Raw genomic sequence first — 24,970 nt, forward strand, 5'->3', positions numbered from 1 at the left:
AACGAAACGACATGAAACACCTATCTGCCAATATACTGCTTTGCAGCCTTCTCATCTGCAACGGATGTGACAACAGCCACGAACTATACAACAATGGCTACGACAAACGGATGCCTCTTACCGTCCGCGCCACGGCAGCCGGGTTTGCTCCTTTACCGGTATCCCCGGAAACAACCACACGCATCCCACAGGAAGACGGACTCGTCACCCGGTTTACCGCCGGCGATGCCATCGGATTGTTTGCCATCAAAGATAAAGCGATTGCAGACGGTGCAAATAACATCCGGTTGACATACACCCCCGAAACGAACGAATGGAAAACTGCCAACGGAGACCTTTACTGGTATGAAGGAACAAGCTACATAGCCTATTATCCATACAAAAAAGACATCACTATCGACCCCACTCAAACAGAAGAAATGATTGTCGGGGCGCTGGCCGCCGCCATGCCACCCGCTGCCGACCAGTCCGATGCCGGGAAATATGCCGCATCCGACCTGATGATTGCCACCGGCAGCCCGGACACCGGCAACGAAGGTACCGGCCGTAAGACACTCAATCTGTCTTTCGCCCATCAGTTCACCCTGCTGATACTGGAACCGCAGATACACGTCACCTGTGTAGAACCCGCCGATGCCGGCTTCACCTACCGCAACCAGTCCACCACCTGGGCTCTGGACACAAAAGCGCGGCAGGTAACCATGAACGGCGTAAAAGCCTGCAAAATGGATAACGGAACTTTCCGTGCCATCATCGCCCCCCAAGAAAAAGGACAGATACAATGCAGCTATTCCACAGACAATGTAATACTCAATGAGGAGAAAACAGTCACTGCCACCGGCAGTACAACAGCTTTTAATGCAGGCGAATGCCACACACTCAAAATAAACAGCCTGATTCCTGGTCCGGGCAGCCTCATCCGCCCGCTTGCCCCCGGCGATTTCGTTTTTCAAGGAACGGATGGCATCGAAGTATATCCCGGAGACGGCCTGCTGACAGACGGAAAAATTCCGGAGTACCAACAAGCCATCGGAATGGTGATTACCTGTACAGCCGACAAACTGACAGACTCTAAATGCAATGAAAACAACTGGAACCATGCCTACGTAATGGCACTCGACAGCATTGGAACAGGCAGGTGGGGAGATGACAACGTTGATGAAGCCATAGATAACTTCAACACAGAAGTCCGAGTAGACCTGAACATGAACGGTTATTCCGAAACGGAAACAATGCTGGAGCATCATGCCGACAAAGAGAACTTCACAACTGTCTACACAGCTCTCTCCATCCTCGTAAAATATCGCCAAAAGGACAATATCCCCAACAACTCACGCAGCCCGTGGTTCATTCCAAGCATCGGACAATGGTGTGACATGCTGAAAAATATATGTGGAAAAGACCCGATGACATTTAGCCGTACAAGTATCGCTTTCGAAGAGTTCTACAAATACGGAACCGAAACGCTGGACAAGCTGAACGCACAATTGGGCAAAGCAGGCAGGTCGGCAAGAAAGTTGTCGGCTGATAAAAGACGTATATACCAGACCAGCACCGAATTCAACCGACAGTTCAGCTGGATTATCATCTGGGGATTTCTCGATGATTGGGACAGAATCGGCATCAAAGGGTATAATAAAAGTGCCGGCTACCTGATTTATCCCTTCTTTGCATTCTGACTAAAACAAAGCGTTGGAGCATTAGAAAAAACACGTTTTTTCTCATCACTCGTCACTTTCGCCTTCTATCCCTTTGTTTATGGGGCATTGAGCGGTGACGACCATTGTTATGACAAGAGGTTTTGTCAAAATATACTTGATAATTTCCTTTTAAACACGGAATTACACGGATAGATACGGATTTATTTTATCCTTTTTCCGTGAAATCCGTGTAATTCCGTGCCTAAAAAGAAAAAAAAACGGGGAAACGCTCTCTTTATCCGCCTGCTTTTTCATACTTTATCCATTGATTAATATCGAAAAGCCATCGATAAAACTACGGAATGCTTATAGGAAAACCCCGTTTTGCAGTTGCGGGCCGCACGGGGGGCAATTGCGGGCTCTGCGGTTTCCATATGCGGGCTGTACAGCCCGCAGTTACGGGACGAAGAAAACAATACTCCATAACCGGGTTTTACCTACGGTATCTCTGCTTTATATCGCGGAGATACCGTAGAAAAACACCGGCAAACCGGATGCTCCGGACCGGAGTTCGGAACGGTTGCCCAAGCACTTTTACTTATATTCGTCCCAAGCCCTGATAGCCAAATCGTCTGGTGTCATGGTGCAGAAGGCATTGATAAACGCACTTGCCAGACGTGCATTCGTTATCAGCGGAATATTGAGGTCAATAGCGGCGCGGCGTATTCTGTAACCGTTGTCCAACTCGCCCGCAGTGAGGTTCTTCGGAATGTTCACCACCATATCTATCTCTTTTCTGTGCAGCATTTCGAGCGCCTGCGGGTGCATGTCGGGCTCGCTCGGCCAGTAGACACGGGTATTCTCCACCCCGTTCTCGGTAAGGAACTTGCTCGAACCGCCGGTAGCAAACAGTTTATACCCTTTCTTTTGAAGCATGCGGGCTGCGGAAAGCATGTCTACCTTCTGCTTCGGCGTACCGGTGGAGAGCAGGATATTCTTCTGCGGAATACGGTAACCCACCGAAAGCATCGCTTTGAGAATAGCGCAGGAAGTATCGCTGCCTATACACCCCACCTCGCCCGTAGACGCCATATCCACGCCCAATACGGGGTCTGCCTTTTGCAGGCGGTTGAAGGAGAACTGAGAGGCCTTGATTCCTACATAATCGAGGTCGAACAGGTTCTTGTCCGGCTTCTGCACGGGGATACCGAGCATCACTTTCGTAGCCAGTTCGATAAAGTTTATCTTGAGCACCTTGCTTACAAAGGGGAATGAACGCGACGCACGCAGATTACATTCGATTACCTTGATGTCGTTGTCCTTGGCGAGATACTGGATATTGAACGGGCCAGAGATATTCAGCTCGCGGGCTATCTCACGGCTGATGCGCTTGATGCGGCGCACCGTCTCCACATACAGTTTCTGCGGCGGGAACTGGATAGTGGCATCGCCGGAGTGCACACCTGCAAACTCAATGTGTTCGCTGATGGCGTAGGCAACGATTTCCCCGTTCTGCGCCACGGCATCCATTTCCACTTCCTTGGCATGCTCTATGAACTGGCTCACCACCACCGGATGTTTCTTCGAGACGTTTGCCGCCAGTTGCAGGAAGCGTTCCAGCTCTTCCCGGTTGGAGCAGACGTTCATTGCCGCGCCCGAAAGCACGTAGCTGGGACGAACCAGCACCGGGAAGCCTACCTTATCGACAAAGGCATTGATGTCTTCCAGCGAGGTAAGCGCACGCCATTCGGGCTGGTCTACGCCGATACGGTCCAGCATGGCGGAGAACTTGTCGCGGTCTTCGGCGTTGTCGATGCTCCTGGCGCTCGTACCGAGAATGGGCACGCGCTGCGCATCGAGACGCAAGGCGAGGTTGTTGGGTATCTGGCCGCCGGTGGATACGATGACGCCGTGCGGATTCTCCAGTTCGAGGATATCCATGACGCGCTCGAAGGTAAGCTCATCGAAATAAAGGCGGTCGCACATGTCATAATCCGTAGACACGGTTTCGGGGTTGTAGTTGATCATGACGCTGCGGTAGCCTTCCTTGCGGATGGTGTTCAACGCCTGCACGCCGCACCAGTCGAACTCCACCGAGGAACCGATGCGGTATGCACCCGAACCGAGTACGACGATGGATTTACGGTCGCCCAGGTAATGCACATCGTGAGCGATGCCGCTGTACGTCAGGTACAGATAGTTGGTACGGGCGGGATATTCGGCGGCAAGGGTGTCTATTTGTTTCACTACGGGCAGAATACCTGCACGCTTGCGCAGGGCACGTATGGCAAGGATGGCGTCCTCACCGTCCATATACCGTTCCAGGCCGAAAGCGCGGGCTATCTGGAAATCGGAGAAACCCTGTATCTTGGCCCTGTGCAACAATTCCCGCGCGGCTTTGTCATTCAGGAGGGAGTGTAGCATCCTTTCACCTTGTGCGGCTTTCGACGTACCTTCACCCTGTGCAGCTTCCGGTTCGACCTGCACCTTTTCCTGATATTCGTGCAGCGCCCTGCTGGTGTCCATTATATTCATCAGCTTTTCAAGAAACCAGCGGTCTATTTTTGTCAGCGCGTGCACCTGGTCTACGGTATATCCGGCACGGAAGGCCTTGGAGATAACGAAGATACGCTTGTCGGTAGGCTCGCGCAGCGCCTTGTCTATGTCGGGGATAACAAGCTCCCTGTTCTCCACGAAGCCGTGCATCCCCTGTCCTATCATGCGCAACCCCTTCTGAATGGCTTCCTCAAAAGTACGTCCGATAGCCATGACCTCGCCCACGGACTTCATGCTCGAACCCAGTTCCTTATCTACGCCATGAAACTTGCCCAAATCCCAACGGGGAATCTTGCAGACCACATAGTCCAGTGCCGGCTCGAAGAATGCGCCGGTGGTCTTGGTTACGGAGTTCTTCAATTCGAACAGGCCGTAGCCCAGTCCTAATTTGGCGGCAACGAATGCCAGCGGATAACCCGTTGCCTTAGAGGCAAGTGCGGACGAACGGCTCAAGCGGGCGTTTACCTCGATAACGCGGTAGTCCTCGCTTTCGGGGTCGTAGGCATACTGCACGTTGCACTCGCCCACAATGCCGATGTGGCGGATGATGCGGATAGCCAGTTCGCGCAGTTTATGATAATCCGTATTGCTCAGTGTCTGCGACGGAGCAATCACGATAGACTCTCCGGTGTGGATGCCCAGCGGGTCGAAGTTCTCCATGTTGCACACCGTGATGCAGTTGTCGAAACGGTCGCGTACCACTTCGTACTCCACCTCTTTCCAGCCGCGCAAGGATTTCTCCACCAGCACTTGCGGGGAGAAAGAGAAAGCCTTTTCCACCAGTACGTTCAGTTCGTCTTCGTTGTCGCAGAAGCCCGACCCTAACCCGCCGAGCGCATAAGCGGCACGGACGATAACCGGATAGCCCAGTTCCGCAGCGGCGCGGCGGGCATCCGCAGCATTCTCCACAGCCTCGCTCCGGATGGTCTTTACATTGATTTCGTTCAGCTTCTGTACGAATATCTCACGGTCTTCCGTATCTATAATGGCCTGTACGGGCGTACCGAGCACCTCGACGCCGTACTTCCCGAAAACACCTTCCTTGTAGAGCTCCACGCCGCAGTTCAAAGCCGTTTGTCCGCCAAAGGCGAGCATGATGCCGTCGGGACGTTCTTTTTCGATAACCTTCTCCACGAAGTAAGGGGTTACGGGCAGAAAGTAAATCCGATCGGCAACGCCTTCCGAGGTCTGCACCGTGGCAATGTTCGGATTGATGAGGACGGTGTGGATACCTTCTTCCTTCAATGCCTTGAGCGCCTGCGAACCGGAGTAGTCAAACTCTCCCGCCTCACCTATTTTCAGTGCGCCGGACCCCAGCAGCAGGACTTTCTTTATATTGTTCTCTTTCATTTGTCTTGATTTGATTGTACCAATAATTTGTTTTCACACGTATCCGAATCTTTTTCGATACCGATAAAACGGTTATAGCAGCTTCACGAACTCATCGAACAGAAATTCCGTATCCGTCGGTCCGCTGGCCGCTTCGGGATGAAACTGTGCGGAGAACCACGGATTGCGCTTATGGCGGATGCCTTCGTTGGAGCCGTCGTTCATATTGACGAAGAGCGGTTCCCAGTCTGCGCCCAGCGTGTTGCTGTCCACTGCATAGCCGTGGTTCTGCGAAGTGATGAAACAACGCTCCGTACCCACCATGCGTACGGGCTGGTTGTGGCTGCGGTGTCCGTATTTCAATTTGTATATTTCGGCTCCGCCGGCTTTGGAGAGTAGCTGATTGCCCATGCAAATGCCGAAGATAGGCAGCTTCTCGTTCTGCATCGCCTTGCGGATGTTCCGGACGGCGGCATCGCAGGTATCGGGGTCGCCGGGACCGTTGGAGATGAACAGCCCGTCGAACTCCAGTCCGTTGAAGTCGTAATCCCAGGGAACGCGGATTACTTCCACATCCCGCTTCAAGAGGCAACGGATGATGTTGGCCTTGACACCGCAGTCCACAAGGAGCACTTTCTTTCTGCCCTCGCCCGTGTTGTAACGGATAACTTCCCTGCAACTCACCTTATCCACGTAGTTTACACCCGCATAAGCGGCTTGGGGCACATTATCGGGATCGTCGTCAAAGACAATCTTTCCCATCATCACCCCGTGCTCGCGCAGCACTTTCGTCAACTCGCGGGTATCGATGCCCGTAATGCCCGGCACTTGTTCGCGTTTCAGCCAGTTGCCGAGGCTTTCCACGGCATTCCAATGACTGTAGTTACCGGAATAATCGCTTACGATAAGGGCTTCGGCATGGATGCGTTCGCTCTCCATAAATACAGGCAGCCCGTCGGAGGCGAAGGTAAAAGGCGGCACACCGTAATTGCCCGCCAAGGGATATGTAAGCGTCATCAACTGTCCGGCATACGAAGGGTCGGTCAGGCTTTCGGGATAACCCGACATGGCAGTGTTGAACACCACTTCTCCCGCTACCGGCTTTTCATAACCAAACGACTTGCCGTGAAAACGGCTCCCGTCGTCAAGGATAAGAGTCACATTTCTCATATTCAGAATTGATATACTTGTTCTATGTAATTAATAAATGCCACGTTCAGCAGCTTCACACCGCCCGGCGTGGGATAGTCACCGCTGAAGTACCAGTCGCCCCGGTGCTGCGGGCAGGCTTCGCGCAAGCCTTCGAGAGGTTGATAGACAATCTGCACTTGGGCTTTCGTACCTTTCGGGGTGAGCAGTTCCACCATTTTGGCGGAAATCTCCTCGTCGGTAAAGGGAGCGTATATCTCCTTTACGTAGTTCACCATCTGTTCTTTGGGCAGACTCACCTGTTCTTTGGACTTGCGGTAGGCGGACTCGATGACATCGCGCATCTCGCGTTCTTTCAGCAACTCGATGGCAGCCTTGAAAGCTATGAACTCGCTCATCTTCGCCATGTCGATGCCGTAATAGTCGGGATAGCGCACCTGCGGCGAGGAGCTTACAATCACTATCTTCTTCGGGCCGAGGCGGTCGAGAATGCCGATGATGCTCTGCTTCAGGGTAGTGCCGCGCACAATGCTGTCGTCTATGATAACCAGATTGTCCGTACCGGGCACGAGGCTGCCGTAAGTGATGTCGTACACATGGGCGGCAAGGTCGTTGCGGCTGTTGCCCTCGGCAATGAAAGTACGCAGCTTGATGTCCTTAATGGCCACCTTCTCGCTCCGTATGCGGCGGGACAGGATACGCTCCAGCTCATCGTGGCTGGGGTTGTGTCCCAAAGCGGCAATCTGCCGCACCTTCTCCTCGTTGAGATAGTCGTCCAGTCCCTGCAACATTCCGTAAAAAGCCACTTCCGCAGTATTCGGTATAAAGGAAAAGACGGTGTGGTCTATATCCTTGTCGATGGCTTTCAGGATGTTAGGTACCAGTTTCTCACCCAACAGTTTACGTTCCTTGTAGATGTCCATGTCACTGCCGCGACTGAAATAGATACGCTCGAAGGAGCAAGGCTTCACCTCGCGCGGCTTGTTGATTTGCACTGTGCGGAGCTTGCCGGCTTTGTTGATTAGCAAAGCCTGTCCCGGTTGCAACTCCCTGATGCGGTCGGCCGAGACGTTAAGCGCGGTCTGGATGACGGGGCGCTCGCTGGCAAGCACCGCTATCTCATCGTCCTGATACCAGAATGCAGGGCGGATGCCCCACGGGTCGCGGACGGCGAATGTCTCGCCGCTTCCGGTAAGTCCGCACATCACATAGCCCCCGTCCCACTCCTTGCTCGAGGTGCGCAGGACGTTGGCGAGGTCGATATGGTCTTCGATGTAATGCGTGATGCCCATGCCCGTCAGTCCTTCGGCTTCGGCAAGGTTGAAGAGGCGCTCCACCTCGCGGTCGAGCCGGTGGCCCACCTGCTCCAGCATGATATACGTATCGGCATACTTGCGCGGGTGCTGGCCGATGGCGGTGATGCGTGCGAAGATTTCATCCACGTTCGTCAGGTTGAAGTTGCCGCACAGGGCAAGGTTCTTGGCACGCCAGTTGTTCCGCCTGAGAAACGGATGCACGTACGAGAGGCCCGACTTCCCCGTGGTGGAGTAACGCAGATGCCCCATATACACCTCTCCCGCAAAGGGGAGCACGCGCTTGGCATAGCCGGCGTCGTGCAGTTGTTCTTTCGTAAGGTCTTTAAAGTTGCTTTGCACCGTGCCGAATATCTCGGTGATGGCTCCCGAACCGAGCGCCCGTTCGCGAAACATATATTCCTCGCCGGGGTTCGCTTCCAGTTTCACACAAGCCAGTCCGGCGCCTTCCTGCCCCCGGTTGTGCTGTTTCTCCATGAGAAGATAGAGCTTGTTCAGCCCGTACATCCATGTACCGTACTTTTCTTCGTAATACTCCAGCGGTTTCAGCAGGCGTATCATGGCGACGCCACATTCATGCTTCAGTTGTTCCATTTATATATTTACTAATGAGTAATTACTTCTTTTAAAAACGCGTTATTTATGTTCTGAGAACATATCATCTGTCAAGGGCAAACGCATTATCTGTTTTACCCATACATATCATCCGCTTCCGGTCATTCCACCGTTACCGACTTGGCAAGATTACGCGGTCGGTCTACATCCATGCCTTTACATACGGCTATGTGATAAGCGAGCAGTTGCAAGGGAACCGTAGTTATTAACGGGCCAAGACATTCCATTGTTTCGGGAAGTTCGATACAAATGTCAGCGATTTTACCGATAACCGTATCTCCCTTGGTAACAATCGCTATCACCCTGCCTTTGCGCGCTTTAATTTCCTGTATATTGCTCAGTACTTTTTCGTACAATCCGTTCTGTGTGGCAATAACCACCACCGGCATTTCCGCATCTATCAAAGCAATAGGCCCATGCTTCATTTCGGCGGCCGGATAGCCTTCCGCATGGATGTACGAGATTTCTTTCAGCTTCAAAGCGCCTTCCAACGCTACGGGATAACTGTAACCGCGTCCCAGATAGATAAAATTGTGTGCGTAAGTGAAGATTTTGGAAAGCTCCGCTATACGGTCGTTCAGCTTCAGCACCTCTTTCATCTTTCCGGGAATCTGTCCGAGTTCCCTCACTATGGCGAGGTATTGCGTTTCATCAATCGTACGCTTCTCCCGTGCAAGAGTCAATGCCAACATGGTGAGCACAGTTACCTGACCTGTAAAGGCTTTGGTGGACGCCACACCTATTTCCGGCCCTACATGAATGTAAGACCCCGTATTCGTAGCGCGCGGAATACTCGAACCGATAGCATTACAGATGCCATATATAAATGCACCACGGCTTTTGGCAAGTTCTATGGCAGCCAGCGTATCGGCTGTCTCCCCGCTTTGCGAAATGGCAATCACCACATCACTACTGTCAATCACCGGGTCCCGGTAACGAAATTCCGAAGCATACTCCACTTCCACCGGAATGCGGCAGAAACTCTCTATCAGATGTTTGCCTATAAGCGCAGCGTGCCACGACGTGCCACAAGCCACAATTACAAAACGTTTGGCAGCAAGCAGACGTTCCTTATAATCTATAATGGCGGAAAGCACCACGTTAGTACCCTCCAGATTAATGCGTCCGCGCATACAGTCATGAATACAATCGGGTTGCTCAAAAATCTCCTTCAACATGAAATGCGGATAACCGCCCTTCTCCAACTGGCCGAGATTGAGCGCCACCGTCTTTACCTCGTGCGGGCACTCCACATTCTTGAGATTCACCACTTTCAGTTTCTCCCCACAACGAATAACGGCTATCTCCTCATCTTCCAGATAGACCACCTTGTCCGTATATTCCACAATCGGAGTGGCATCGGATGCCAAGAAGAATTCATCCTGCCCGATACCCACCACCAACGGACTGCTTTTGCGCGCAGCAATAATCTCATCAGGATTCTCCCTGTCGAGCACGGCAATGGCATATGCACCGATAACCTCCTGCAAAGCCAGTTGCACGGCAGTCAGTAAATCGATGCGGTTTATAACCTGAATGTATTCTATGAGTTGTATCAGTACCTCGGTGTCGGTACTACTTTTAAAAGTATAGCCTTTGGCTTGGAGTTTGTCTTTAAGGGCGGCGTAATTTTCAATGATACCGTTGTGAATAAGAGCGAATCTTTCGGAAGAGGAATAATGGGGATGAGCGTTAACGGAACAAGGTTCTCCATGTGTAGCCCAGCGGGTATGTGCAATACCTATACTACCGGAAATATCTTTTTGAGTAACGAAAGTTTCTAAATCCGAAACCTTTCCTTTCGTCTTGTACACGTTCAGTTGTCGGTCATCACTGATTAATGCTACCCCTGCACTATCGTATCCGCGGTACTCCAACCGCTTCAAACCTTTGATAAGAATGGGGTAGGCTTTTCTTTGACCTATATAGCCTACTATTCCACACATAATATATCAGTATTTGATTTGCGCTGCAAAGATATATATTCTTTAGAACATAAAGTTAACCTTTTCACTATTTATTTGTCAAAAGAGTAGAAAAAAGTTATTTTATTATCAAAAAGACAAGGAAAATAATATTTTAAAAGCAAAAGGTCTAATTTATAATCTTAAAGCAAACAGACGAAATCTGATTTAAGATTAGAAGAAAACAAAGGGTATTTTCTATCAGATTATAACTTCATCCCCCGGTGTAAGTATTTAGCAAGGCACAAATCGAGGAATATTGTTATCAATTTGAAACTAAATATATATATTTGCAAAACATTTTGATACAACAAATAGGCATTACATAAATTGGAGTAAACCAAAAATGGAAAACAAAGAGCTTTTTAACAACAAAACAAAGGAACAACCCGCACAACGACAGCCCATGCAGTTGGGCCTGTACGATGCCACCAATGAACACGACGCTTGCGGTGTGGGAATGTTAGTGAACATTCACGGCAGCAAATCACATGAATTGGTTGAATCCGCATTGAAAGTATTGGAGAATATGCGTCATCGCGGAGCGGAAGGTGCCGACAACAAGACCGGAGACGGCGCCGGCATCATGTTGCAAATACCGCACGAATTCATCCTGCTGCAAGGCATCCCCGTTCCCGAAAAAGGGAAATACGGAACAGGACTGCTTTTTCTTCCGAAAGATGAGAAAGACCGGGCAGCCATCCTGAGTATCATCATTGAAGAAATAGAGAAAGAAGGATTGACGCTGATGCACCTGCGCAATGTGCCTACCTGCCCCGAAATACTGGGTGAGGCCGCACTTGCCAACGAACCCGACATCAAACAAATCTTCATCACCGGATTTACGGACAGTGAAACCGCCGACCGCCGTCTCTATATAATAAGGAAAAGAATAGAAAACAAAGTACGCAGGTCGGATATAGCCGCACGAGAGGATTTCTATATCGTGTCGCTGTCTACGAAGAACATCATCTATAAAGGTATGCTCTCTTCCCTACAGTTACGTAACTACTTCCCCGACCTGACAAACAACTACTTCACCAGCGGACTGGCTCTGGTGCACTCCCGTTTCAGCACCAACACCTTCCCTACATGGGGACTGGCACAGCCGTTCCGTCTCTTGGCGCACAACGGTGAAATCAATACCATACGCGGTAACCGCGGCTGGATGGAAGCGCGTGAAAGCGTCCTGTCCTCTCCCGCCCTTGGCGACATCAAAGAACTGCGTCCCATCATCCAGCCGAACATGAGCGACAGCGCCTCGCTGGACAACGTACTGGAGTTCCTTGTCATGTCCGGCCTCAGCCTACCGCATGCCATGGCAATGCTCGTACCGGAATCCTTCAACGAAAAGAACCCCATCAGCGAAGACCTCAAGGCCTTCTACGAATACCACTCTATCCTCATGGAACCTTGGGACGGACCTGCCGCACTACTCTTCAGCGACGGACGCTATGCGGGTGGTATGTTGGATCGCAACGGTCTGCGTCCCGCACGCTACCTTATTACGCACAACGACATCATGGTAGTGGCAAGTGAAGTCGGCGTAATGGATTTCGAACCGGGCGACATCAAAGAGAAAGGTCGTCTGCAACCCGGCAAGATACTTTTGATAGATACCGAGAAAGGCGAGATTTACTACGACGGCGAACTGAAAAAGCAACTTGCCGAAGCCAAGCCCTACCGCACTTGGCTCGCCAGCAACCGCATCGAACTGAACGAACTGAAAAGCGGGCGCAAAGTGCCCCACAACGTGGACAACTATAACAGTATGCTACGTACGTTCGGCTTCTCCAAAGAAGATGTCGAGAAAATCATCCTACCCATGGCATCCAACGGCGCCGAGCCTGTCAGCGCAATGGGTAACGACACCCCGCTTGCCGTACTTTCCGACAAGCCGCAGCTACTATACAATTACTTCCGCCAACAGTTTGCGCAAGTCACCAATCCGCCTATCGACCCTATCCGCGAAGAGTTGGTAATGTCTCTCACCGAGTACATCGGCGCAGTGGGCATGAACATACTGACACCCAACGAAAGCCATTGCAAAATGGTACGGCTGAACCACCCCATCCTGACGAATGCGCAATTGGATATTCTCTGCAACATCCGCTACAAAGGCTTCAAGACCGTAAAGCTGCCGATACTGTTTGAAGTCTCCAAAGGACGTGCAGGACTGCAGGAAGCGCTTGACCGCCTGTGCAAGGAAGCCGAAGAGTCCGTCACCGAAGGCGTGAACTACATTGTACTGACCGACCGCAACGTAGATACCGTCCATGCCGCCATCCCCTCATTGCTTGCCGTATCGGCAGTGCACCACCACCTCATTTCGGTAGGAAAGCGCGTACAGACCGCATTGGTCGTGGAAAGCGGCGAGATACGCGAAGTGATGCACGCCGCACTGCTCCTCGGATTCGGTGCAAGCGCACTGAACCCCTATATGGCATTTGCCGTACTGAACGAACTCGTTGCCAAGAAAGAGGTACAGTTGGACTATGCCACCGCAGAGAAGAATTACATCAAAGCCATTTGCAAAGGCCTGTTCAAGATTATGAGCAAAATGGGTATCAGCACCATCCGCTCCTACCGGGGCGCAAAGATATTCGAGGCTGTCGGGCTGAGCGAAGAATTGAGCAACGCTTACTTCGGCGGATTAAAATCGGCTATCGGCGGCATCCGTTTGGATGAGGTGGCACGTGACGCCATCACTTTTCACGACGAAGGAGAAGCGATGAAAAAGGAAGAAACGCGCATGAAGAATGATGGTGGTGAAGCTCCCCTATTGCCGAACAAAGGACTGTACGCATACCGTAAGGACGGAGAAAAGCACGCTTGGAACCCAGAGACTATCAGTACCCTGCAAATAGCTACTCGTCTGGGCAGTTACAAGAAATTCAAAGAGTTTACCCGCTTGGTCGATGAGAAAGAAAAGCCTATCTTCCTGCGCGACTTTCTCGACTTCCGTCACAACCCCATTTCCATAGACAGGGTGGAACCGGTGGAAAGCATTCTGAAACGTTTCGTTACGGGCGCCATGTCTTTCGGAGCCATCAGTCAGGAAGCGCATGAGGCAATGGCGGTTGCCATGAATAAACTGCACGGGCGAAGCAATACGGGTGAAGGCGGTGAAGATGCCGCACGCTTCGGAACTGAAATGCGCAGTGCCATCAAACAGGTAGCATCCGGACGTTTCGGGGTCACTACGGAATATCTGGTGAATGCCGACGAAATACAGATAAAAGTGGCACAAGGCGCCAAGCCGGGTGAAGGCGGCCAGTTGCCGGGATTCAAAGTAGACCAAGTGATTGCCCGCACGCGCCACTCCATTCCAGGTATTTCATTGATTTCTCCCCCGCCCCATCACGACATCTATTCCATCGAAGACCTGGCACAGCTTATCTTCGACTTGAAGAACGTCAATCCGAAAGCCAAAATCAGCGTGAAGCTGGTAGCCGAAAGCGGTGTGGGAACTATCGCCGCAGGTGTGGCGAAAGCCAAAGCCGACCTCATCGTCATCTCCGGCGCCGAAGGCGGTACAGGCGCATCACCCGCAAGCTCCATCCGATATGCCGGCATCTCGCCCGAACTCGGACTGAGCGAGACGCAACAGACACTGGTACTGAACGGGCTGCGCGGACAAGTGCTGCTGCAAGTGGACGGACAACTGAAAACCGGACGCGACGTAGTACTCATGGCCATGCTCGGTGCGGAAGAATACGGTTTCGCCACCGCTGCCCTCATCGTATTGGGATGCGTGATGATGCGCAAGTGTAACCAAAACACATGTCCCGTAGGTGTAGCCACCCAGAACCCGGAACTGCGCAAACGTTTCATCGGCCGTAGCGAATACCTTGTGAACTACTTTACCTTCCTTGCCCGCGAAGTACGCGAGTATCTGGCAGAGATTGGAGTGGAAAAACTGGATGATATCATCGGGCGTACCGACCTCATCATCCGCAGACCGGATGACGGCATCAAGAAACATCAACTCATCAACTTCGACAAAGTACTGGCGCGTGTGGACAACGGAGCCGCCATCCGCCACATCATAAACCAGCAACACGGCATCGACCGCGTAAAAGACGTGGAAATGCTGAATGCCGCCGCCAATGCCGTAGACGAACAGAAAGAAGTTTCTCTCGAATATACCATCGCCAACACCGACCGCGCCTGCGGTGCGATGCTCTCCGGCGCTATCGCCGCCAAGTACGGCGCAAAAGGCCTGCCCGAACATACACTGAACGTCAAGTTCAAAGGCTCGGCCGGACAGAGTTTCGGAGCATTCCTCGTACCGGGTATCAACTTCAAGCTGGAAGGTGAGGCCAATGACTATCTGGGCAAAGGGCTGAGTGGCGGACGTATCGCCGTACTACCCCCTGTACGCAGCAACTTCGAGGCCGAGAAGAACACAATTGCCGGAAACACCCTTCTGTATGGTGCAACCAGCGGCGAAGTATATATCAACGGTCGCGTAGGCGAACGCTTTGCCGTCCGCAACTCCGGTGCAATAGCCGTTGTAGAGGGTGTGGGTGACCATTGCTGCGAATACATGACCGGCGGACGTGTAGTGGTGCTCGGACAGACGGGACGTAACTTTGCCGCAGGTATGTCCGGTGGTGTGGCCTACGTCTGGAACAAAGACGGAAACTTCGACTACTTCTGTAACATGGAAATGGTGGAACTAAGCCTCATTGAAGAAACCTCATACCGCAAGGAGTTGCACGAACTCATCCGCCAGCATTATCTCTACACCGGTTCCAAACTGGCGCGCATCCTACTCGATGACTGGACGCACTACGTAGACGAGTTTATCCAAGTAGTCCCTATCGAGTACAAGAAAGTGCTGCAAGAAGAACAGATGAAGAAGCTGCAACAGAAGATTGCGGATATGCAAAGAGACTATTAAATTAAAAATTGAGAATTGAGAATTAAAAAATACAGAATAGTGCGTACTTACAAATTCCACGTTCTTTTTAATTTTCGATTCTCTGAGTATTATTTCTTAATTTTCAATTTTTAATTCTCAATTTATCAATCATGGGCGATTCAAAAGCATTCTTAAATATCCCCCGCCAAGAAGCGGGCTACCGTCCGATACACGAACGTATCACAGATTTCAGCCAGGTGGAACAGACGCTGAACAGTCACGACCGCAAGCTCCAAGCCTCACGCTGTATGGAATGCGGTGTACCTTTTTGCCATTGGGCATGTCCGTTGGGCAACAAGCAACCGGAGTTTCAAGACGCACTCTGCAAAGGAAAATGGCGCGAAGCCTATCAAGTACTGAACGAGACGAATGATTTCCCCGAATTTACGGGACGTATCTGCCCCGCACTTTGTGAGAAGTCATGTGTGCTGAAACTCTCCTGCGATGCTCCCGTAACCATCCGCGAGAATGAGGCAGCCATTGCCGAAGCCGCTTTTCGTGAAGGATATATCGTGCCTGTCCGCCCCGAACGCAATGGCTGGAAAATAGCTGTCATCGGTGCAGGGCCTGCCGGGCTGAGCGTTGCCGCACGGCTGAATGCCCGTGGCTACGAAGTCACGATATTCGATTCCAAACCGATGCCGGGCGGACTGCTTCGCTACGGTATTCCCAATTTCAAACTACCCAAAGAAGTGATAGACCGTCGCATGAATGTACTGAAAGCCGAAGGTATCCGGTTTGAAATGGGTGTCTGCATCGATATGCAGAAGCTGCCCGCAGGTTTCGATGCTTACGCCGTCTGCACAGGCACTCCCACTGCCCGTGACCTTACCATCCCCGGCCGTGAACTGAAAGGTATCTACTTTGCCCTCGATATGCTGGCTCAACAGAACCGTATCCTCGACGGAGAGACATTCCCGAAAGAGCAGCTTGTCAATGCCCGTGGCAAACGGGTGCTTGTCATTGGCGGTGGCGACACAGGCTCGGACTGCATCGGCACGAGCATCCGCCAAGGAGCTACGAGCGTGACACAAATAGAAATCATGCCACAACCACCCGTAGGCCACAATGACGCTACGCCCTGGCCGCAATGGCCCGTTGTCCTGAAAACCACTTCCAGTCACGAAGAAGGATGCACACGCCGCTGGTCACTGGCATCCAACAGATTCATCGGCAAGAACGGAAAGGTTTGCGGCGTGGAAGTGGAAGAAGTGGAATGGCTTCCGGCAAAAGACGGTGGCCGCCCCACCATGAAACCTACGGGTAAGAAAGAAGTCATTGAAGCCGATATGGTGCTGTTGGCTATGGGCTTCCTCAAACCGGAACAGCCGACATTTGCAGAGAATGTATTCGTGGCGGGAGATGCCGCCAATGGTGCAAGTCTCGTAGTACGTGCACTGGCTGACGGTCGCAAAGTAGCCCGGCGGATTGACCAATACTTCAACCGGTAGTTTTGCGGCAACGAAAAAAGTTTCAAAGAGGGATACCAAGAGTTTCAACGCATGAAACTTTCTGTCCCCCGGTGTGAAACGACTCGTTTCAACGCTTGAAACAATCCGTTCCAACGGACGAAACTGCCAGTCTCACCCGATACAACTAACATCATCCCGATATCAACTTCTAAAACAACTACAACCATGTGTGGAATAGCAGGTATTTTCAACATAAAATCCCAGACTCCGGAACTCAGGAGTAAAGCTTTAAAAATGGCACAGAAAATCCGCCATCGCGGACCGGACTGGAGCGGTATTTATGTAGGCGGCTCCGCAATCCTTGCACACGAGCGGCTTTCTATCGTCGACCCTCAATCGGGTGGGCAACCTCTGTACTCGCCCGACCGCAAGCAAATCCTTGCCGTCAACGGTGAGATATACAACCACCGCGATATCCGTGCACATTACGCCGGAAAGTACACCTTCCAGACGGGTTCGGACTGCGAAGTCATCCTCGCCCTCTACAAAGACAAGGGCATCAATTTCCTCGAAGAACTGAACGGTATCTTCGCCTTTGCCCTCTACGATGAAGAGACGGACGATTACCTCATAGCCCGCGACCCCATCGGAGTGATACCTTTATATATAGGCCGCGACAAGGAAGGCCGCATCTACTTCGGCAGCGAACTGAAAGCTCTCGAAGGCTTCTGCGACGAGTACGAGCCTTTCCTGCCCGGACACTATTACCGGGGACGTGAGGGTAAAATGCACCGCTGGTACACTCGCGACTGGATGCAATACCTTGCCGTAAAAGACAACTATCATACTGGTTACCCTGACGTCAATGCCACAACCTACCAAACTCAGGTTTCTGCCGTACATGATGCCCTCGAAGCCGCCGTACAGCGCCAACTTATGTCGGACGTACCTTACGGCGTGTTGTTGTCCGGCGGGCTGGACTCTTCCGTAATCTCGGCCATCGCCAAGAAATACGCCGGAAAACGTATTGAGACGGACAACAAGGCAGATGCGTGGTGGCCTCAACTCCACTCTTTTGCAGTAGGCTTGAAAGGTGCTCCCGACCTCATCAAAGCACGTGAAATGGCGCAATACATCGGCACTATCCACCATGAAATAAACTACACCATTCAAGAAGGGCTGGACGCCATTCGCGATGTCATCTACTTCATCGAAACCTACGACGTAACCACTGTCCGCGCATCCACGCCCATGTACTTGCTGGCGCGTGTCATCAAGAGCATGGGCATCAAGATGGTACTTAGTGGTGAAGGTGCGGACGAAGTATTCGGCGGCTACCTCTACTTCCACAAAGCGCCCACACCACAAGCCTTCCATGAAGAAACAGTACGTAAGCTCTCCAAACTGTACCTTTACGATTGCCTGCGCGCCAACAAGAGTCTTGCCGCTTGGGGCGTGGAAGGACGTGTCCCGTTTCTCGACAAAGAATTTCTGGATGTAGCCATGCGACTGAATCCTGCCACGAAGATGTGTCCCGGAAAAGAAATTGAAAAGAAAGTGGTTCGCGAAGCCTTTGCGGATATGCTGCCCGAAAGCGTCGCATGGCGTCAGAAAGAACAATTTTCTGATGGTGTGGGTTACAGCTGGATTGATACGCTGAAAGCTGTCACTGCCGCTGCCGTCAGTGATGAACAGATGCGGAAAGCCTCCGAACGCTTCCCCGTAAACACACCGATGAACAAAGAGGAATACTACTACCGCACTATTTTCGAGGAGCACTTCCCCAGCGAGAGTGCCGCCCGCAGTGTACCCAGCGTACCGAGTGTAGCCTGTTCCACCGCCGAAGCATTGGCATGGGACGTCTCATTCCAAGGGAAAAACGACCCTAGCGGACGCGCCGTTGCCGGTGTGCACGAAGAAGCCTACAAGGACTGAACCTTAAAAAAAGTAACCACACGGCAAATGCAACGGATTTTTAATATACTTTCTGTTTCATATTCGTAAGCTTATGCTACCTTTGCGAAAGAACGATGAAAATAATTAATTCTAAAGCCCATGAAACTGAAAAGCCTTATTATCACTTCCGCCCTGCTACTTGCCGCTTGTGGCTATACACAGGCACAGTCCACCCAAGTCATTGCTCACCGCGGCTTCTGGAAAACAGACGGTTCGGCACAGAATTCCATTGCCGCACTGGTGAAAGCCGACTCCATAAATTGTTACGGTTCCGAGTTCGATGTATGGCTCACCGCCGACAACCAACTTGTAGTAAACCACGATAGCACTTTCAAGGGAGTGAATATGCAGAAATCCACCGCACAACAGTGTACCGCCGTCATACTGGACAACGGAGAGCAACTCCCCACCCTGCGGCAATACTTGGAGAAGGCCGGACAACTGAAAACGCGCCTTATTCTGGAACTGAAATCCCACAAGACACCCGAACAGGAAACACGTGCCGTAGAAAGTATCGTGAAGATGGTGAAAGACATGGGATTGGAGAACCGCATGGAATACATCGCTTTCTCGCGACACGCCACCAAAGAATTTATCCGTCTTACCCCCAAAGGAACTCCGGTATATTATCTGGAAGGCGACCTCTCTCCCAAAGAACTGAAAGAATGGGGATGCGCCGGACCCGACTATCACTTCAGCGTATTCAAAAGACATCCCGAATGGATTAAAGAGTCCCACGACTTGGGCATGAAAGTAAATGCTTGGACCATAAACGATGCCAAAGACATGAAGTGGTTGATTGACCACGGTGTGGATTTCATCACTACCAACGTCCCCGTAGAACTGCAAGAAATATTACAGTAAAAGCATCAGCTTACAATACATTTAGAAAGTTATTACAGACAAGCTGCTTCATTATGAAAACAATGAAGCAGCTTTTATATTTCAAAAAGGTAGTAATAAGCGAATAAAACAATCATTTTTATTATTTCCCCGCAAGAGTGCGAGAGCATTATATTACAATCTTTACGAATATAGCATCATATACTTTTAAATTGAAAGGGAAATCATATATATTTGCACTGAATGAAAGCAGGAATAGAAATAAATAGAAAACAGATATCAATATAGATAAAAATCATCCAAAACGTCGTATATTTGCATTGAAATAAGACAAAAAGATATAGTCAACTAACCAAGTAAGTACAAAATGACAAGAAGCATAAAGTTTACCAAGATGCATGGCGCAGGAAACGACTACATATATGTAGACACTACCCGCTATCCTATCGAGAACCCGGAGAAACTCTCGAAGAAATGGAGCGCACCGCATACGGGAATCGGCAGTGACGGTCTGGTACTTATAGGGCGCTCCGACAAAGCCGATTTCAGCATGCGCATTTTCAATGCGGACGGTTCGGAAGCCAAGATGTGCGGCAATGCCAGCCGGTGCATCGGCAAATACCTTTATGACTACAAGCTGACTTCCAAAACAGAAATCACACTCGATACCCTGTCCGGCATCAAGATTCTAAAACTACACGCGACAGGCGATAAAGTAGACACTGTAACCGTTGACATGGGTATTCCGTCTGACGAACCCGTGAACTATGACGGCAAGGGGAGCAAGCCGATGACAGAACATCCCATCGAAATAGACGGCATACGCTATACGGGTACTACCGTATCCATGGGAAACCCGCATCTGGTAATCTTCGTGAACGACATTACGAAGGTAGACCTCTCCTCTATCGGCCCCAAACTGGAGAATCACCCTCTCTTCCCCGACCGCACCAATGTGGAGTTTGCCCAAGTATTGGAAGAGGGAAAGATAAGGATGCGCGTATGGGAACGGGGTTCGGGCGTCACCCGAGCCTGTGGAACAGGAGCCTGTGCCACAGCCGTAGCCGCTTTCCTCACAGGACGTGCCGGAAGAAAATCAATCATCGGCATGGATGGAGGAACACTCACCATTGAATGGGATATAGCCACCAAGCACGTCTTTATGACGGGAGAGGCAACCAAGGTGTTCGAGGGAGAGATGGAGACGGATGAAGAATTATGAATGAATATACGCTTTTGTGCCACATGGCAATTCTTCATTATTAATTCATCATTATTAAATAATTAAACCAACAGAGATATGGCATTAGTTAATGAACATTTTTTGAAACTGCCCGGAAGTTACTTATTTTCGGACATAGCTAAAAAAATTAATACTTTCAGGATAACGCACCCTAAAAAAGAAGTCATCCGTCTGGGTATCGGAGACGTTACCCGTCCGCTGCCGCAAGTTTGCATCGAAGCGATGCACAAGGCAGTGGATGAGATGGCTGATGCCAAGACATTCCGCGGATACGGTCCTGAACAGGGTTATGACTTTCTGATTGATGCCGTTATCAAACACGATTACGCGACACGCGGCGTTCATTTCAGCCCACAAGAAATCTTCATCAACGACGGAGCCAAGAGCGATACGGGAAACATAGGCGACATACTCCGCCATGACAACAGTGTGGGAGTAACCGACCCTATCTACCCCGTCTACATTGACAGCAACGTAATGTGCGGACGCGCCGGCATATTGGAAAAAGACGGCAAATGGAGCAATGTAACCTATATGCCCTGTACGGCCGAAAACAACTTTATCCCCGAAATACCGGACAAACGTATCGACATCGTCTACCTCTGTTACCCCAACAATCCTACGGGTACTACCCTTACCAAACCCGAACTGAAAAAGTGGGTGGACTATGCCCTTGACAACGAAACGCTTATCCTATTTGATGCCGCCTACGAGGCTTTCATCCAAGAGGACGATGTGCCCCACTCCATATACGAAATAAAAGGGGCGAAAAAATGCGCCATCGAGTTCCGCAGTTTCTCAAAGACAGCCGGATTTACAGGCGTACGCTGCGGCTACACCGTAGTACCGAAAGAACTGACCGCCGCTACGCTGGAAGGTGAACGTATCTCCCTCAACAAACTGTGGAACCGCCGCCAATGCACCAAGTTTAATGGTACAAGCTACATTACCCAGCGTGCCGCCGAAGCCATCTACACCGCAGAAGGCAGACGGCAGGTAAAAGAAACGATTGACTACTATATGAACAACGCCCGCACCATGAAAGAAGGACTGGAAACATCCGGGCTGGAAGTGTACGGCGGTGTGAACGCTCCATACATCTGGCTGAAAACCCCGAACGACATAAGCTCTTGGCGATTCTTCGAACAAATGTTGTACGAAGCCAATGTAGTGGGTACTCCGGGTGTAGGCTTCGGGCCAAGCGGTGAGGGATATATCCGCCTGACCGCTTTCGGCAAACACGAAGACTGTGTGGAAGCCATAAAACGCATCCGCAACTGGCTGAAATAAAAGTGAAGAATATAAACATCCTACTATTTAATAGTTCAAGCACAATACTATACTAACAGAACCGGACTGATCATCCGCAATTTTTCTAACTAAAAAGGTAAGAAGGTATGAAAACAAGAAACACAAAATTAGGAGTAATAGCAATAACGTTACTATCAGCTGCAATGCCTTTCACGGCAAAGGCACAGGACAAAGTAAAAGCATCCGTAGGCGCAGACATCGTAAGCGGCTACATCTGGCGCGGACAAGACTTGGGCGGTGTAAGCCTTCAACCCAACGCATCCATCGCCTATAAAGGTTTGTCTTTGGAAGCATGGGGATCGGTAGGTATTGAAAAGACAGATGCCGACGGTTACGATGCTAAAGAGTTCGACCTCACACTGGGCTACTCCACCGGTGGTTTTAGCGTATCAATTACTGATTATTGGTATAATACCGGAGCAGGTTACTTCCACTACGGTGCCCACAATACAACCCACCTGTACGAAGCCCAAGTGGGTTACGACTTCGGACCGGTAGCAGTAAACTGGTACACCAACTTTGCCGGAGACGACGGTGTCAAGGAGAATGGTGACAGAGCCTATTCATCCTATATTTCCATAGCCGCTCCGTTCAAATTGGGCGGACTTGACTGGACAGCCGAAGTAGGCGCCACTCCATGGGAAACGGACTTCTACGGAGCAAGCGGATTTACCGTATGCGACGTCAGCCTCGGAGCTACAAAGGATATCAGGATAACCAATTCATTCTCCCTGCCACTCTTTGCCAAAGCTACTTGGAATCCCTGTTCGGAAAGAGCATACTTCGTAGTAGGATTAAGTTTTTAAGAACAATAAAACACTTAAGGTATGAAAAAGATTGAAGCTATCATCCGCAAAACCAAATTCGAGGAAGTGAAAGACTCACTCCTCGAAGCAGATATCGAATGGTTCTCTTATTACGATGTAAGAGGTATCGGAAAATCCAGACAAGCCCGTATTTACCGTGGTGTACTGTACGACACCAGTTCCATCGAACGTATCCTCATCTCTATCGTTGTACGCGATAAAAACGCAGAAAAGACAGTACAAGCTATCATCAAAGCCGCACAAACCGGCGAAATCGGCGACGGCCGCATCTTCGTCATCCCCATTGAAGACGCTATCCGCATCCGCACCGGAGAACGGGGTGACATTGCCCTCTATAATGCCGAACAGGAAAGATAACCGGCAGCACTCAACCCACAGGATTTTCATTGAGCGGCGTGCTCAGTGAAAAACAAAATACAAGTACAACTAAAAACCCAAAAGATTATGGACAAATATATGAAACGCAGTTTCACAAAACTGCGTACGGCCCTTGCTATACTCATAGCTTGCTGCCTCACAACAGATATGTATGCACAAACCGCCGTAGCTGCGGATAGTGTGGCAACCGATACCGTCGCCCAGTTGGTTTCCGGTGTCAACACCGTCTGGATGTTACTTGCAGCCATGTTGGTATTCTTTATGCAACCGGGCTTCGCATTGGTGGAAGCCGGTTTCACCCGCACCAAGAACACCGCCAACATACTGATGAAAAACTTTGTGGACTTCATGTTCGGCTCACTTCTTTACTGGCTGGTAGGTTTCGGCATCATGTTCGGTTTAGGCGACTTCTTCGGAACTCCTCACCTCATGAGCCTGTTGTTCGATAGCAATGGCCTGCCCGACCCCGCTTCATTGCCTACCGAAGGTTTCCTCGTATTCCAAACCGTATTCTGCGCCACTTCCGCCACAATTGTTTCGGGAGCTATAGCGGAGCGTACAAAGTTTTCCATGTATCTGGTTTACACAATCTTCATCAGCGTACTGATTTATCCCGTTTCCGGGCACTGGACTTGGGGTGGTGGATGGCTGATGAACGGTGAAGCAGGTTCCTTCATGACGGAAACATTCGGAACTACCTTCCACGATTTCGCAGGTTCTACCATTGTACACTCCGTAGGCGGTTGGATTGCATTGGTAGGTGCAGCTATCCTCGGTCCGCGCATCGGCAAGTACGGCAAAGACGGCCGGTCAAAAGCCATCCCCGGACACAACCTCACCATTGCGGCACTGGGCGTGTTCATCCTATGGTTCGGATGGTTCGGTTTCAACCCCGGCTCTCAGTTGGCGGCAGCCACTACCGAGGATCAGGTAACTGTCTCGCTCGTATTCCTCAACACTAACTTGGCAGCTTGCGCTGGTGGTTTCTTTGCCCTGGCCGTCAGTTGGCTGAAATACGGCAAACCGTCCCTGTCACTCACGCTGAACGGTATTTTGGCGGGATTGGTAGGCATTACGGCAGGATGCGACGCCGTTGCTCCGCTGGGTGCGGTCATCATCGGCGCCATCTGTGGCGTACTGATGATATATGCCGTAGAATTCATTGACAAAGTACTGAAAATTGACGACCCCATAGGCGCATCTTCCGTACACGGCGTATGTGGTTTCACGGGAACGGTACTTACCGGACTGTTCTCTACCAGTGAAGGTCTGTTCTACGGTGCGGGTGCGGGCTTCCTCGGAGCACAGATATTCGGTGCGGTAATTGTCGGACTTTGGGCGGCAGGTATGGGCTTCATCATCTTCAAAGTACTCGACAAGATACACGGCTTGCGTGTTCCGGCTCGCGTGGAGGAAGAAGGACTTGACATCTACGAGCACGGAGAGTCCGCTTACAACTAAAACAAGTTTTTTTATTCTATCATATATTTATAAACCAACAATTACA

14 protein-coding genes are annotated in these 24,970 nt (G+C 50.8%); 10 read left to right on the forward strand and 4 right to left on the reverse strand.

The window, feature by feature from the left end; genetic code table 11:
• Window positions 1-11: 11 nt before the first annotated feature.
• A complete protein-coding gene (locus H8S52_RS10020; RefSeq protein WP_186909733.1) occupies window positions 12-1,679 on the forward strand; it encodes a fimbrillin family protein in 1,668 nt (555 codons plus the stop codon).
• 555 nt (window positions 1,680-2,234) lie between these two features.
• Here H8S52_RS10020 and carB read toward each other — a convergent pair.
• From carB to glmS, 4 genes are all read right to left on the reverse strand, one after another.
• Entirely contained in the window at window positions 2,235-5,546 is a 3,312-nt protein-coding gene (gene carB, locus H8S52_RS10025) for a carbamoyl-phosphate synthase large subunit (protein ID WP_117906936.1), read from the reverse strand.
• A 72-nt stretch (window positions 5,547-5,618) separates the two neighbouring features.
• A complete protein-coding gene (gene carA / locus H8S52_RS10030) occupies window positions 5,619-6,695 on the reverse strand; it encodes a glutamine-hydrolyzing carbamoyl-phosphate synthase small subunit (RefSeq protein ID WP_117906937.1) in 1,077 nt (358 codons plus the stop codon).
• Between the two features lie 2 nt (window positions 6,696-6,697).
• Entirely contained in the window at window positions 6,698-8,581 is a 1,884-nt protein-coding gene (locus H8S52_RS10035; protein ID WP_117906938.1) for an amidophosphoribosyltransferase, read from the reverse strand.
• A 122-nt stretch (window positions 8,582-8,703) separates the two neighbouring features.
• Window positions 8,704-10,548: a glutamine--fructose-6-phosphate transaminase (isomerizing) gene (glmS, locus tag H8S52_RS10040; RefSeq protein ID WP_005656726.1), complete on the reverse strand. Its 1,845-nt coding sequence runs from the start codon at window positions 10,546-10,548 to the stop codon at window positions 8,704-8,706.
• A 364-nt stretch (window positions 10,549-10,912) separates the two neighbouring features.
• On the opposite strand from glmS, the gene gltB reads away from it, so the two are divergent.
• The 9 genes from gltB to H8S52_RS10085 all read left to right on the forward strand — a co-directional run bounded on the left by gltB (window position 10,913) and on the right by H8S52_RS10085 (window position 24,924).
• A complete protein-coding gene (gene gltB, locus H8S52_RS10045; protein ID WP_186909734.1) occupies window positions 10,913-15,472 on the forward strand; it encodes a glutamate synthase large subunit in 4,560 nt (1,519 codons plus the stop codon).
• A gap of 131 nt (window positions 15,473-15,603) precedes the next feature.
• The gene (locus H8S52_RS10050) at window positions 15,604-16,944 is read left to right on the forward strand and encodes a glutamate synthase subunit beta (RefSeq protein WP_005656729.1); all 1,341 of its coding nucleotides are present in this window, start codon (window positions 15,604-15,606) and stop codon (window positions 16,942-16,944) included.
• Window positions 16,945-17,130: 186 nt separating this feature from the next.
• Entirely contained in the window at window positions 17,131-18,840 is a 1,710-nt protein-coding gene (gene asnB, locus H8S52_RS10055; protein WP_186909735.1) for an asparagine synthase B, read from the forward strand.
• 120 nt (window positions 18,841-18,960) lie between these two features.
• A complete protein-coding gene (locus H8S52_RS10060; RefSeq protein ID WP_005656732.1) occupies window positions 18,961-19,725 on the forward strand; it encodes a glycerophosphodiester phosphodiesterase family protein in 765 nt (254 codons plus the stop codon).
• 346 nt (window positions 19,726-20,071) lie between these two features.
• Window positions 20,072-20,926 (forward strand): diaminopimelate epimerase, encoded by an 855-nt coding sequence (gene dapF, locus H8S52_RS10065; RefSeq protein ID WP_005656734.1) that lies wholly within the window; start codon window positions 20,072-20,074, stop codon window positions 20,924-20,926.
• A 78-nt stretch (window positions 20,927-21,004) separates the two neighbouring features.
• Entirely contained in the window at window positions 21,005-22,237 is a 1,233-nt protein-coding gene (locus H8S52_RS10070) for an LL-diaminopimelate aminotransferase (RefSeq protein ID WP_117985761.1), read from the forward strand.
• 107 nt (window positions 22,238-22,344) lie between these two features.
• Window positions 22,345-23,064, forward strand: coding sequence for a hypothetical protein (locus tag H8S52_RS10075; RefSeq protein WP_117985762.1), 720 nt, complete (start codon window positions 22,345-22,347; stop codon window positions 23,062-23,064).
• A gap of 21 nt (window positions 23,065-23,085) precedes the next feature.
• On the forward strand, window positions 23,086-23,442 hold the full coding sequence (locus H8S52_RS10080) for a P-II family nitrogen regulator (RefSeq protein WP_005656741.1): 357 nt from the start codon (window positions 23,086-23,088) through the stop codon (window positions 23,440-23,442).
• 87 nt (window positions 23,443-23,529) lie between these two features.
• Entirely contained in the window at window positions 23,530-24,924 is a 1,395-nt protein-coding gene (locus H8S52_RS10085; RefSeq protein WP_117740584.1) for an ammonium transporter, read from the forward strand.
• The last annotated feature ends 46 nt before the right edge of the window (window positions 24,925-24,970 follow it).

The sequence above is a fragment of the Bacteroides sp. NSJ-48 genome, assembly GCF_014287405.1.
In the GTDB taxonomy this organism is placed as follows: Bacteria; Bacteroidota; Bacteroidia; order Bacteroidales; family Bacteroidaceae; genus Bacteroides; species Bacteroides stercoris.